13 protein-coding genes and 1 tRNA gene are annotated in these 12,431 nt (G+C 64.7%); 6 read left to right on the forward strand and 8 right to left on the reverse strand.

Annotation, left to right across the window (positions count from 1 at the left end; all coding sequences use genetic code 11):
• A partial coding sequence (locus tag ACXJLU_RS30730; protein ID WP_457337561.1) for a transposase occupies nucleotides 1–493 on the forward strand: 493 nt, incomplete at its 5' end.
• 2 nt (nucleotides 494–495) lie between these two features.
• On the opposite strand, the gene ACXJLU_RS30735 is transcribed toward ACXJLU_RS30730, so the two are convergent.
• Together ACXJLU_RS30735 and ACXJLU_RS30740 are read right to left on the reverse strand one after the other, a co-directional pair.
• On the reverse strand, nucleotides 496–3,231 hold the full coding sequence (locus ACXJLU_RS30735; RefSeq protein ID WP_457337562.1) for a hypothetical protein: 2,736 nt from the start codon (nucleotides 3,229–3,231) through the stop codon (nucleotides 496–498).
• A gap of 227 nt (nucleotides 3,232–3,458) precedes the next feature.
• Nucleotides 3,459–4,514 carry an alpha/beta hydrolase gene (locus tag ACXJLU_RS30740; RefSeq protein WP_457337563.1) on the reverse strand — a complete coding sequence of 352 codons (1,056 nt, stop codon included), beginning with the start codon at nucleotides 4,512–4,514 and terminating at the stop codon, nucleotides 3,459–3,461.
• A 914-nt stretch (nucleotides 4,515–5,428) separates the two neighbouring features.
• Between ACXJLU_RS30740 and ACXJLU_RS30745 the strand changes: the two genes are divergently transcribed.
• The gene (locus ACXJLU_RS30745; RefSeq protein WP_457337564.1) at nucleotides 5,429–7,612 is read left to right on the forward strand and encodes a TonB-dependent siderophore receptor; all 2,184 of its coding nucleotides are present in this window, start codon (nucleotides 5,429–5,431) and stop codon (nucleotides 7,610–7,612) included.
• A gap of 49 nt (nucleotides 7,613–7,661) precedes the next feature.
• A tRNA-Asn gene (locus ACXJLU_RS30750) sits at nucleotides 7,662–7,737 on the forward strand.
• Nucleotides 7,738–7,834: 97 nt separating this feature from the next.
• On the opposite strand, the gene ACXJLU_RS30755 is transcribed toward ACXJLU_RS30750, so the two are convergent.
• Nucleotides 7,835–8,107 (reverse strand): hypothetical protein, encoded by a 273-nt coding sequence (locus ACXJLU_RS30755; RefSeq protein WP_457337565.1) that lies wholly within the window; start codon nucleotides 8,105–8,107, stop codon nucleotides 7,835–7,837.
• Between the two features lie 145 nt (nucleotides 8,108–8,252).
• On the opposite strand from ACXJLU_RS30755, the gene ACXJLU_RS30760 reads away from it, so the two are divergent.
• Nucleotides 8,253–8,963 (forward strand): hypothetical protein, encoded by a 711-nt coding sequence (locus ACXJLU_RS30760; RefSeq protein ID WP_457337566.1) that lies wholly within the window; start codon nucleotides 8,253–8,255, stop codon nucleotides 8,961–8,963.
• Nucleotides 8,964–9,028: 65 nt separating this feature from the next.
• Here ACXJLU_RS30760 and ACXJLU_RS30765 read toward each other — a convergent pair whose 3' ends face one another.
• The 3 genes from ACXJLU_RS30765 to ACXJLU_RS30775 are packed head-to-tail and all read right to left on the reverse strand — an operon-like array spanning nucleotide 9,029 to nucleotide 10,287.
• Nucleotides 9,029–9,736 (reverse strand): SOS response-associated peptidase, encoded by a 708-nt coding sequence (locus tag ACXJLU_RS30765; RefSeq protein ID WP_457337567.1) that lies wholly within the window; start codon nucleotides 9,734–9,736, stop codon nucleotides 9,029–9,031.
• Nucleotides 9,708–10,094: a cupin domain-containing protein gene (locus ACXJLU_RS30770; RefSeq protein ID WP_457337568.1), complete on the reverse strand. Its 387-nt coding sequence runs from the start codon at nucleotides 10,092–10,094 to the stop codon at nucleotides 9,708–9,710. The genes ACXJLU_RS30765 and ACXJLU_RS30770 overlap by 29 nt, the downstream gene beginning before the upstream one ends.
• A 1-nt stretch (nucleotide 10,095) precedes the next feature.
• A complete protein-coding gene (locus ACXJLU_RS30775; protein ID WP_056812515.1) occupies nucleotides 10,096–10,287 on the reverse strand; it encodes a hypothetical protein in 192 nt (63 codons plus the stop codon).
• Between the two features lie 165 nt (nucleotides 10,288–10,452).
• Here ACXJLU_RS30775 and ACXJLU_RS30780 point away from each other — a divergent pair, with 165 nt between their 5' ends.
• Together ACXJLU_RS30780 and ACXJLU_RS30785 are read left to right on the forward strand one after the other, a co-directional pair.
• Entirely contained in the window at nucleotides 10,453–10,929 is a 477-nt protein-coding gene (locus ACXJLU_RS30780) for a hypothetical protein (RefSeq protein ID WP_457337569.1), read from the forward strand.
• A 264-nt stretch (nucleotides 10,930–11,193) separates the two neighbouring features.
• Nucleotides 11,194–11,478, forward strand: coding sequence for a DUF1488 family protein (locus ACXJLU_RS30785; protein WP_457337570.1), 285 nt, complete (start codon nucleotides 11,194–11,196; stop codon nucleotides 11,476–11,478).
• A 232-nt stretch (nucleotides 11,479–11,710) separates the two neighbouring features.
• Here ACXJLU_RS30785 and ACXJLU_RS30790 read toward each other — a convergent pair whose 3' ends face one another.
• Entirely contained in the window at nucleotides 11,711–12,268 is a 558-nt protein-coding gene (locus ACXJLU_RS30790) for a hypothetical protein (RefSeq protein WP_457337571.1), read from the reverse strand.
• A partial coding sequence (locus ACXJLU_RS30795; RefSeq protein ID WP_457337572.1) for a putative peptidoglycan-binding domain-containing protein occupies nucleotides 12,268–12,431 on the reverse strand: 164 nt, incomplete at its 5' end. The genes ACXJLU_RS30790 and ACXJLU_RS30795, both read right to left, overlap by 1 nt.

Here is a 12,431-nt window from a genome sequence, read left to right on the forward strand (position 1 = left end):
GGCGAGGCTGCGTCCGCTGCAATGGCTGCTGATCGAGTGGCCGGCCCACGAGGCCGAGCCGAGCAAGTACGTCTTGTCCACATTGCCCGAGGACATTGCGCTCAACGAATTGGTCGSTGCCGCGCATCAGCGCTGGCGCATCGAGCGCGACTACCAGGATCTGAAACAGGACTTCGGGCTGGGGCACTACGAGGGCCGGGGCTGGCGCGGGTTCCATCACCATGCCAGCCTGAGCATCGCAGCCTACGGRTTCCTGATGACCGAACGACTCATCGCCGACAAGCCCGTCGGCGGCAAAAAAAACTTCATCGAACGCAAAGTGCCTGCCCTTCCCGAGGATTACATCCCCCGAGGCAGTCCTGCGCGCGCAGCGTCACGTGAGCAACTCCATCACGACGCTGCGCCATCAACTCAGCTACGCGTTGATCGCCCGCCTCGSGCAGTGCCCCTGCTGCGGAAGGGTACGAGAAAAACTACTCTTGTGACACAGTAAGACTAGCGGCTTGCAATCTCTGGGGGCAACTCCGACGCGCGCTTAAAGTCGACCCGATTGACCGATGGAGCTGGTGCGCGGCGCTGCCGCACGCAAGTGCCAAGATCGACGGTAATGGCGCCAGAGGCGTCGAACGCGACACTTCGAATCTGCTGGCCGCATCCCCGTGGCGGCGCAGCCAAGTCGACCGTCGGTGTGAAAATCGTGCCATCGGCAAGCAGCAGCAAACGCACGCTAGAACCTGCGGTGATTGCCGCGAGCTTGCCGTCAGGGGATGGCCAAACACTTGCCACATCCGACGTTCCAAGTTCCACCGATCGGTGCGTCCAACGCACGAGCATGCTGCGGCCTCCCTCCCCGATGGCAATGCCCATCAGCGATTCGCCCGGAAGCGACAGCACGGTGAAGGCGCCAGCGCGGAACAGTTGCGCATCTGGAAGGTCGCGCGGTGCCCCAGCCTGCTGCTGGCGATCGAACTGTCGCCGGCCAAGAAGCCATAGCTGGTTGGCGCCAATGCGGTAGACCAGCAGTTCGACGCTGTGCGGGCTACCCGGCACGGTGGCTGCAACAAGCACGCTGCTGCCCTCCTCGTCGATCACTAGGCTCGTCGCGTATCCGGCGGGTGAGACATCCGGATCCAGCCTCTTGCGGTCCGCGAGCCGAAGGAGGCTGAATGCCATTCCGAAACCCGGCGTGCGACCCATGCGCACCGCGGCCCACGCGGCGCCGGACTCGTGCCACAGCATGCCGCCGTGGTCCTCGGAGGGAAAGGCCACGGTGTCACACTTGTCGGCCAGCCCCGGCATCTTCAGTTCGCAGACGGTCCAGCCTCCCGTCCATTGTCCAAGAGCGACCAGGTTCGCCAGGTAGGTTGCGCCGGAAGGCCCTTTCAGCAGGCGCCGGCATATAGGCTCATCGAGGTGTGCCTGAAATTGCACCGCCTCCAGGCCCACAGCGCTCGGCGGATTCGAGTCCGAGAGTTTCAGTCCCTGGGCGACCGGGCGCACTGTCGCCGGTTCGTCGGTGCCGCAGAGTGGACCAGGATCCTTCATTGCTGCGGCTTGCGCCGGCTGCTCGCCCGTAGGCGCTGAAAACAGAGTCGCTTCCGGAACAACGCCCGGCAAGACAAGCGTCTCGACAGATACGGAAGGAATGGGCACGGTGCAGGCATCCCTTTCGTCGCCAAGATGGGTGAGCTCGCGCATTGTGGCGTGGTCGACCGTTCGTGCGACGTCAGTGGAAGCCTCAAACAGGCTGGAATAGGAACGCACTGAGTACCGGCGCGACGCCTTGTCGTCATCGTCTTCGTCTTCACTGTCCTGCACAATGCCCGAGCAATCCTTAAGCACCAATGGAGACCGGAGCTGGAGACTTTGGCCGGTACTCGCACGCAAATCCAGCGCCCACCACTTTGTGCGCGCATTGTCACCGTCGACATCTTCCATCCTGAAGCCCAGGAGCAACTGGTGGGGCCGGGAGGGCAGTCGGCGCAAGGCGAAGGGCTCGGTGAGGCGGGAGTTGTCGTGCTCTTCGGAGAACACCGCTCGCGATTGCCCGGTGGCCGCGTCGATAAGGTGGATCTCTGTGCCGCGGTTGCTCGTGCTCGACGCCACCGCCTCGCGCAGCAGCACCGTCATGCCTTGGTCAGGCACGACAAAGGCGGCCAGGGGATCAATGGACAGGCGGACGGTGCGGTCGCCGTGCAGATACGATGCGCCGTTGTAGCGGAAAACGGCCCCCTTGGGCACGCCCTTCAGGATTTCATGCGCGTCAACGATGCGTTGTATGCCGTAGCGCGCGAGCACGGTTGCGTTTTGACCTAGCTCGGTGGAGCGCAGGCGAGAGTCGGTCGCCAGCTCCACAAAAGCGCCCACCGCCTCACCTACACTCAGCTCGGAGGCGAGCAAGGTCCGGGCCTCCACAAAGCCCCGCTGCGCGTCCGCCAAGACCAGCTCCTGCCGCGGCAGGATCGCCGAGTGGTACACGAGGAGGCCACCGATGCCCAGGTAGGCCGCGAGTTTGATTGGGTCGGCGAAGGGCATCAACGCATAGGCGGCGCCACGCAGAGGGCCCAGCGGCGGCCGTTGGTCCATCGCCTCCACGCGCGTCGTCCCGAGCAATAGTCCCACCCAATGGGATCGCATGAATGCGTCCGGATCCGGATCCAACGGCTGGAAGTAGTGGCTGTGGGCGCCCGCGAAGAATCGGTTGACGAGCCGCTCGTGCGTAAAGCCATAGAAGCCGACCCGACCGGCCATGCCGGTGAACAGGATCGCGAACTGGCTCAGCAGCAAGACGTTGTCGTCGACACCGCAGTCGTTCACCACGGCATCCACTTTCCCAGAGTCCAGCAGTGGCGACCAATCAAAATCGGACTTGAGCACGCTGCCGGCCAGCAGAATGCACCGGATCGAAGGAAGATCCCGAGGATCCATCCCGCGCAATGCCCACGCGACGATGTGCGTTCCGAACGAGTGCGCGACGATGGACACCCGGGCGCCCGGGTTTGCCCGGAACACCTGCAGCAGGCGCGAGCGGAATCGGCGCACTTCGATCCAGCGCAAAAACGGAACGGCGAAGGCGATCGCGCTGAAGTAGCCGTAGCCATAACTGCTGATCCGCGCGTCGGGTCGGGCTTGGCGCATGAGCGCCGCCAAGCGGTTCTGCCACCCCCCAAAAGTCCGGATACCGTGCACGGTGACAACGAGAGCCGGGCCTGCGCTGTCTTGCTGAGCCATCGTCTACTCTCCTGCTGGAGTGACCTGCCCCCTTCCGCCGTCGTTTCAGAAGGAGTCCAGGGTTGAAGGTTTAGTGATCTCGTTGGTCGCCGGCTTTTTTTGAGCAGCATCGCCGACATGCCGCCGGTGTCGCTAGGGGGGCGAACCGTTGAATTGTTGTCGAGCGTGGCCGACATCGACGCAGCGACACGGCGGTGGCCTCCGGACAGTGGCCGGCCACGCCGCGCTCACCCGCTGTCGATTGCCGTCGGCTTGGCCATGTAGCAGGTCAGGCCGTCCTCGTCACAGCCGACCGGATAGACCTGTCGCGGGTACTCGTCAATCTCGATGTCGCGCTGCGATCCGAAGATGCGCGTGAAAAGCCGAAGCGCCTTCTTTGGCATCTTGTCGAGTACGAAGTAGCCGTGCCCGCCGAAGCCGACCGAGGCATTGCTGAAACTCACGTAGCGCACCGCCCTGGACTGAAGCAATTCGGGGCCAGGGTCGGTTCCAAGCTTAAATTGGCTCCCGTCGGCGATGTAGGCGCCGAAGAGCACCGAGTCGCCCTTGTTGTAGGTGACGAAGACCTGCCCCTTGGGGCGCATCTTGTCCAGCCAGTCGCGGTGCCCAGCGGCACGCACGCAGGCGGCCACCAAGGCCACGTTGTGTGCCGTACCCATCGATTCGCCGGCGCCGGGTACATCTAGGGTGTATTGCAGGAAGTGCGCGCCGAGACTATGCGCTGCGAGCGTGAACGGCTGGATGTTGGCATGCAAGCGCGCAGTGCCGAGAAGGCGAAGGAAGCGCGCGAGCGCATCGACCGATTCCTGAGCATTGGTCTTCGCCTGACGGTAGCGGCGGATCTTGCGCTGGATCGCACCTTCGGTTCGGTTGCTCGCCTTCACCTTGGCGAGGTCGGTCTCGTCGCCCGCGTTGCCGCCCTCGACGCCGGGCAGTTCGCTGCCATCCGATAGAAAACCTTCGGAGGCCCAGGAGAAGCCAATGGTCTCGAAGCCATACAGCGCTTCAAGCTTGGCGCAGCGCTCGAAGCATGCCGCCGGTGTGTTGTTGTTGCCGTGCAGGTAGACGAGCACCTTGCGTGCGCCGGAGAACAAGGGCAGCAGCGCATTGAGGGCGTCGACATCGCTCGCGTCGTTGTTCGCATTCGACACGGTCCAGGCGCCGCCTTGTGCCAGCCCCGAAACCGAGGCGAAGCCGAGGTGCGTGCCAGCCGGTTCAAAGCTGCGCCCGAACGCCGACTCATCGCCGGCCATGTTGACGACGCGGTTGGTGAAAATCAGCATCGCTCTGTCCCCTCGGTGCGGATCGCGCAGTATTGGGTCCGCCACCCACTCCGTCATCATCTCTCTTGAGGGCGCGCTGCAATATCGACAATCGACAGCGGCCGGCGAACTCAGGTGTCGAACCGCTCCTCGAATCGCCGTCATTCGGCACCACGCCCGCGCACCAGACCTTGAGGCTCAACCCACGACCATGGTCTAGCCTTCGCCGATGGCGGGCAATGCATAGCAGTGCCACCGCCTGCCTGTGGTTGCCGCGGGAGTACCTCCCCGACGATCCGATTGGCCGCTTACGGGCGAAATAATTTGGAGCCGCGAATGTCGCTGATGGGTCGATAGCTCCGCTTCGCAGCTCGTGAAAGCAGACGTTCAACAGTGCTCGGTCGAGGAGCGTCGTGGGCTTCGACTTCGTCAAGTGCCTCTGCGGTTCGCCGCGCTGTCGTCGACACGTCGCAACGTCGGCTTCGTCGCAACAAGCGGGCGCACGACGATCCCGACCGCCAGGCAGTAGCCGCTGCATTGCAGCCATTGGCTCGCAACACGATCGCTGCGCTCAAGCCGCCCTTCCATCAGAAGCCGATCGAAGGACGGGCGCCTCTCCACCAACTCCCCACTGCTGAACGTTGGAAGGCCCTGCCACCATCACTCAGCCGCGCCATTCCAAATGGTGCAAAATCCCCCTGCCCGCCACTCACCCGGCGGGCTTCGCTAGGGGTGCTGGCCACGTTCACGTGACCGGCTGAGAGAGTCCCTTTGAACCTGATCGGTGGCGCGCTGTCGCAGGCGCGCCACGGGCTGACAGATTTATCTTGTCGGCCTGAGGTAATCCTCGCGCAGGGAAGCGTCGTGCCGCGGAGCCTCTCTTCTTTGCCGCGGCCCGGTTGCGCCGACCTGCCATCGCCAAACCGGGAAGTACGATGGCATTCCGTTCTTGCAAGTCCCCTGCCCTGGCGCCGTTGGCCCTGGCGCCTTTGACACTGAGCCTCGCAGCCGCATTCAGCGCGCATGCGCAATCCACCACCACCCCCGATCCACAGACGCTGCCGCCGGTCACCGTGACCGGCCGCTCGCCCGACGCGATCGCCACCATCGGCGGCTTCGGCGACCTGCCGCTGTCGAAGCTGCCGCTGCAGGCGACCGTGGTCAGCAGTGTCGCGATGAAAGATGCCGGCGTGCACAGCCTTGCCGACATCACGCGCTTCGACGCGAGCCTCGGCGACGCCTACAACTCCGAGGGCTACTGGACCACGCTGATGGTGCGCGGCTTCGCGACCGACAACCGCTTCAACTTCCGCCGCGACGGCCTGCCGATCAACGCCGAGACCGCCCTGCCGCTCGCCAACAAGGAGCGCATCGAGATCCTCAAGGGCACCAGCGGCATGCAGGCCGGCACCAGCGCGCCGGGTGGCCTCGTCAACCTGGTCGTGAAGCGGCCCGAGGGCACCGTGCGCTCAGCGGCGCTGGAGTGGCAACAGAGCCACACCTGGCGCGGCGGTGTCGACATCGGCCAGCGCTTCGGCGAGGGCGAGGCCTTCGGCCTGCGCGTCAACGCGCAGTACGACGACCTGGATCCGCAGACGCACGACCTGCGCGGCCACAGCCAGCTGTTGGCGGTGGCCGGCGACTGGCGCGTGACGCCCGACACCCTGCTCGAGGCCGAGTTCGAGACCAGCCATCGCAGCCAGCCCAGCGTGCCGGCGATGAGCCTGCTCGGCAACCGCCTGCCCGATGCATCGGCCTACGACCCGCGCACCAACCTGAACAACCAGCCGTGGTCGCAGCCGGTGGTGCTCGACGGCGACACCGCCTCGCTGCGCTGGCAGCAGCGCCTGTCGGCCGACTGGCGCGCGGTCGCGCACTTCGCCACGCAGCGCCTGGTCAGCGACGACCGACTCGCCTTCCCCTATGGCTGCACCACCGAAGGCAACTACGACCGCTACTGCAGCGACGGCAGCTTCGACCTCTCCGACTACCGCAGCGACGACGAGCACCGCCGCACCGATGCGCTCGACCTGGGCGTGCGCGGCACGCTGTCGACCGGCGGGCTGTCGCACGAGCTGCAGACCGGCGTACTGTTCTCGCGCTTCAGGAGCCGCCTGCAGGGCCAGGCCTACAACTACGTCGGCGTCGGCAACATCGACGGCACCGCAGTGACGCCTGCAGATTCCACGCTGAACGCCACCAACACCAACCGCGACGAACGCAACACCGAGCTGTATGTGCGCGACGCGATCACGCTGACGCCGACCTGGAGCGCGTGGCTCGGACTGCGTCACACGCAGCTGAAGCGCGACAGCATCGCGACCGACGGCAGCCAGCCGGTCTCGTACACCGATTCGTTCACGACCCCGTGGCTCGCATTGAGCCACGCGCTGCAGCCCGGCCTGCTGGCGTACGCGAGCTGGGGCCAGGGCATCGAATCGGAAGTGGCGCCGAACCGCCCGCGCTACACGAATGCCGGGCAGGCGCTGGCTCCGCTGAAGAGCCGCCAGGTGGAGCTGGGCCTCAAGGGCAATGCAACAGACCTGAGCTGGGGCCTGACGGCTTTCGACATCGTGCGCCCGCGCTTTGCGGATGTCGGCAGCAATTGCGCTGATGACGAGAAAGGCAACACCTGCACGCACCAGGAAGACGGCGAACAGCGCCACCGCGGGCTGGAGGCCGAAGGCGCATGGTCGGTGGGCGACTGGACGCTGCAGGGCGCGGCGATGTGGCTGCATGCGCGGGTCGAGGACGTCGCCAGCGACGCGACGCTGAACGGCAAGCGGCCGGTCAACGTGCCCGATCGCACGCTGAAGCTCAACCTGAACTACCGCGTGCCGCTGCTCACCGGCCTGAACCTCTCGGCCGGCGCGGTGCACGAGGGCGAGCGGATGGTGCTGCAGGACAACAGCATCTCGATCCCCGGCTGGACGCGCTTCGACGCGGCGGCCCGCTACGAGCAACGGGTGGCCGGCGTCGGCACGCTGACCTGGCGCGTGGGCGTCGACAACCTGAGCGATCGCCGCGCCTGGAAGGAAGCGCCGCTGCAGTTCGGGCACGTGTACCTCTACCCGCTCGCGCCGCGCACGGTGCATGCGTCGGTTCAGATCGATTTGTGAGCGGGCGGCCAGAAGGCCCGTTTTTTCTGTCTATAATCTGAGGCTCAATTCCTCGATAGCTCAGTTGGTAGAGCGCCGGACTGTTAATCCGTAGGTCCCTGGTTCGAGCCCAGGTCGAGGAGCCAGTATTGACGGGGCCCGCAGCGATGCGGGCCCTTTGTCGTTTGGGCCGGATATGAGACGTTTATGAGACGGTGTCTCATATCCAGTAGTTCGGCCGCATCAGTCGTTCGTGCCCCCTTCGCGCGCCTGAGCGCTGTCGCGAGTGAAGTCCAGGAGCCAGGCCTGAGTCGTCTCAACCGCTCGCAGCTGAATAGCCGCTTTCGGGTTCGGCTCAAAGGCATCGCGTAGCAGCTGCAGCTCCTCCAGTGCAGCTCGCTCAAAGAGCGGCTTCGGCACAGCGACCTTGACCACTGCTGCGATCAGCGCCTTCATTGCCATGATTTCGCCGTGAAGATACTTGGCGACATCGCCTGCCTCGTCGACCTGTCCCATGCTGTGGCTCCTATGATGCTTTGGGCGCAAGCAGCCTACCCCCGAACCGTCGGTAGCAGCGCCCCTGACATGCCCTCTCGTCAGCCGTGTCGTCACGTCGTAGAGTTCGCCCGAACCGCCAACCTCACGCAGTACTGGAAAGATGATGTCGATTGCTCTGAACAAAGCCGCTTGGGTCGACCGCGTGTTCACCAAGCTGAGCAAGCTCGATCCCGAGGCGACGATCGAGCAACTACAAGCTGTGGCGGAGGATTCCTTCGCCGCTGCTGATTCCGGTACGCCCGAGGCTTGGGCGGAGCGCTATTTCCGGTCGCAGATCGGAGCGGGCGCTTCCGAGCAGCAGTGGCGCCTCGCCTTTTGGGAGCGCGTGTTCGAGCTGGAGCCCAGACTCAGTCTGATGGAAGCGTGGGATCTGTGGGAAGCGGCGGCGTGCGACCCGGTCCAAAGCGCGCGACCCGCACGTCAGGCCGCAGACCACCGCATGGGCGTGAGCCTACCTCCGATGACCGATGGGCAGAGCCCAGCACCGGCCTTGCCGAAGGAGAGCTGGTTGCTCAGCGTGGCCGGTGCGTCGCCGCCGCAGATCGAGCGTGCCCTCGCGGCCGTTCATGCCCTGTTCGCATCAGCCGAGGTGTCACCTGCGTTCGCCGCACGCGCCGCCCACAAGCTGGAGAGTTGGGACGCGGAAGGCTTTCCGCCCGAGAAGCTGCCGTCAAATGCGGAGTTCGACGCCGCAGACGTGTGGTTCAGGGTTGAGGAGTGCGTCATTGACGCCGTGTTCGGTTCGGACCGGCCGCCCAACGCCTCATCGCTGGTCGAGGTGTCCCTGCTGCCTACGGACCGCACGCTCCACTAACCCGCGCCCACTAGCGCGAGCCGGAGTTCGACCTGCGTCCCCGGTTGGCCGCAGCTCGATCACGCCTAGAACAGGTCCCCTTGTGCGTCAGGTACCACCGCAGATGGCGGCTTCGGCTTGTGCATCTGCGTCGCCTTCATTTTCTCCACGGGCCACTGCTCGATCAGCTGCTCGGCCTCTGCCGGTGACCCAAACAGCCATGCCTGCTGATCTTGAGGCGCAAGCACTGCGACCATGCGTTTCTCCGGATCGTCGGGGTCTGGCTTGTGCATGCGACTCATGATCGGGTGATCGTCCGCGTTGATCGTGATCATCGTGTACGTGTCAAGGACCTGGCCGGTGGACTGGTCTATCCAGCTGTTCCACAGACCTGCCAAGCCGAGCGGGCTGCCATCGTTGTTCTCGAACCGCCAGCTCACATGCGAGCCTGTTTCATAGCAAGGCTCGTAGAAATTGCGCACCGGAATCACGCAGCGTTGCCCCGCCTGCCACACCGGTTTGAACGTTCGGCTGACCCGCACCTTGTTCTCCCAGCGTGCGTTGTTCGTCGCGTACGGGTATTTGTCGATGTCAGGCCAGTTCGTCGGCACGAGCTGCCAGCGCCCGACGGCATAGATGACGCCGCCGGTCGTGGGGTCCGCGCGCAGGAACTGGCCCTGCCTCTTCGGCCCGACGTGATGCCCTTCGAAGAACCGCAGTGGAGGCATCGGTCCGCTCACGTCCCAGTAGTCCCAAACTTCCTGTTCAGTAGGCGAGGTGTACAGGTTGCACATCCTCGAACTCTAGCGCCGCAGAGCCCCCGGGCTGAGCAACCAACCTCACCCACCACGCCTGATCGAACCAGTCGGAGCTGCGGCTCGACCTGGTCGACTGAAGTTCCTGCCGACCCTTGATCAACATGCCGCGCGGATTGATGCGGACCACGCGCGCCTGGTCCAGCGGCGGCAACACCCAATTGAGGGCGTCTGGACGACGCAGGCCTGCCAGCAGCGGAGGATTGCGGTCCCGCGGATCTCGACCAGGCCGGTCCGGCGTCAGGCTCAACGTGCCTCGATGGGGCTGCGCGACGCTGAGGCTTCCCCTCTCGAGCCGCTGACCTCGCTTGTACATCTCCACCACATCGACCAGCATTTCATTCGGGCAGCACGGGGCGCAGCCAGGCGACGGCCGCTTCTTCGGGAGGCATGGCGCGCAGCCGCTCGTCTCGCCAGAGGTCGAGCGCAACGTCGTCCAGCCGCTGCGGATCCACCGTGGGCCACTGCGCTTGAAGGCGCGTCGACACCCTGTGCAGCCAGGAATTTGGCAGGAAAGACAGCTCATCCATGGATCCAATGTACTGTACAAACGTACAGTCTTTCAAGCGGATAACGACAGTTGGGCGGCCGTTACAAGATGTATCGCTGGCAGTTTCGTACGCCCTGGCGTCATCCTTTCCTACAAGCACTGGATGGACGCGGCAGAGAATGATTGAATCCCTCTGCAGGCCGCCATGCACTCCGACCTCAACGCGATTCTTGGAGAGCAGCAAGCCGTCCTTTCGCTGCTCAGCTCCCGCCTGCTCGACGAGTCGGGCCAAGTGAATAGGCAGTCCTTCGATTCCTTTGCGAGAGCGCTCTTCGCTCACTTGTCAGTCCTGAGCAGCGTGGTGCTCCCCGCGATGACGGACGCCGGGATGCAATCACAACTGAGCGCACCGTCAGAGGTCGCGTCCGCCTCGCTTGCTCACGCGGTCGTGCTGTCGCAATCGAACACATTGGACATGCCGAACGTCGCCACGTTGAGTGCCACCGCCACCGGCCTCATCGCAATTGAGCGAGCACTCATACCGTTGTCCATGCTCGCACTGCCAGTGGCCCGCCAGCATGAACTCGCTGCGTTGGCAGACGAGGTCTTCGCGAAAACCATCGGGCCGAGCGATGGCGACAGCGCCGCGAGCCGGGACGCAGCCGAACCCACGCCGCTCTGACGCGGGCGGATTGCGAGGTCCTACCCCTGGGCCCGGTGCCCTTCTCTACTTCGGGGCACATTGACGGGCTTCATCGAAAAGCGTGTGGCGACGTGAGCCGCGCCTCTCGACTACCCACGCCGGCAACGGCGAGCACTCCCTCCTTTTCCGTCTGTGCAGGCGTCTGCACACCTCTACGCAAAACGCTCTTGGACCGCGGGGATCGCAGAGACAATCTCGGCCAAGCGGGCACCACAGCCCGATACGTCCGATTGGGAGCTTTCTGTGAAGCCTGTATTCGCTCGGGTGACGATCGCCACTCCTCGTGTCGATCTCGGCAATGAGACCGTCCGATTCGCAGTCAACGTTGGGAACGTGATTGTTCAGGCGCTGATCTCACGCGAACTTCTTGAAGGTCGCTTTGCGGCAACACCCGACCCCACATCGTGGTTGCAGGCGTATCAGTCGAACTCCGAGGCCATCGACCGCATGACTACGAGGCTCTACCTTCGCGACGCCATGGCACCTGTGATCCTCCACATCAGCCCGAACTGGACGCGCGGCTACTGATCCACTTTGCAGCAACTTGGGGGCCGTCTACGGGATCGAACGGTGTCGCAGAAATCGGCGCCAACCCGAATGGGGCTGGCGCCGAGAAAGCCAGCCGCAAGGATGGGAGGAGGGAGAGGCGGCCAGCAACGGCGATCCTATCCTCGTCTCACGCCTGATCGCAACGTCGAAACAGCGGCGACAGGACCGGCGCTTGTCGAATGCTTGGGTCGGTGCGCGGGCACCTCGTGCCTTACTTGACCGCGGGAGCGCGCGCCAGCAGCTCGGTCTTCTCAACCGAGCCGCGGCTCGAACCGAACTCGAACTGGTGAGCGTCGCGCAGGCCGTTGGCGAACTGCTGAGTCAGCATGCCCAGCGGGCCGTTGAGCGCCATGATCAGCGGGTTCACGTCGCCGCCCTTGGTCACGCCCAGCCAGGTCACGAAGACCATCGCCGACAAGCAGGCGAGCATGCCCACCACGTCGCCAACGATCATCAGGTCAGCGCGCTTTGTCGTCCTGCCAAGCTGGGCGAGCTGCACATCACGCTTGCGGGCGTCCTGACGATCGGCGAGGAAAGCCTTGTCGAGATCGGCCTCGACTGCGATCACGGCCTGGCGGAAGGCCAGCAGCGCCGCAGGATCGGCCTGGATCGCGCTCAGTGCGGCCTGGCCGCTGTCCTTGCCGGTGACCTGCTTGGCGATGTCGATCACGGTGCTGGCGGCCTGCTCGGCCTGGTCGCTGCCGGTGATCCACTTCAGGATGCCTGGCACGAACTGCGCGAGCGCGAATGCGGTGCTGATCGGATCCATCAGACCTTGCCTCCCGCAGCGGCCGCGATCTCCACGCGGTTCAGCAGCCAGCCGTAGACGAAGGCTTCATCCTTCGCGCGGCGCTCGGCAAGCTCGACGTAGAAGGCGCCCTGCAGCGCGTTGAGTGCGCGCAGCAGCACCACCTGCCCTTCGGCGCCGCGGC

The sequence above is a fragment of the Rhizobacter sp. P5_C2 genome (assembly GCF_054049715.1).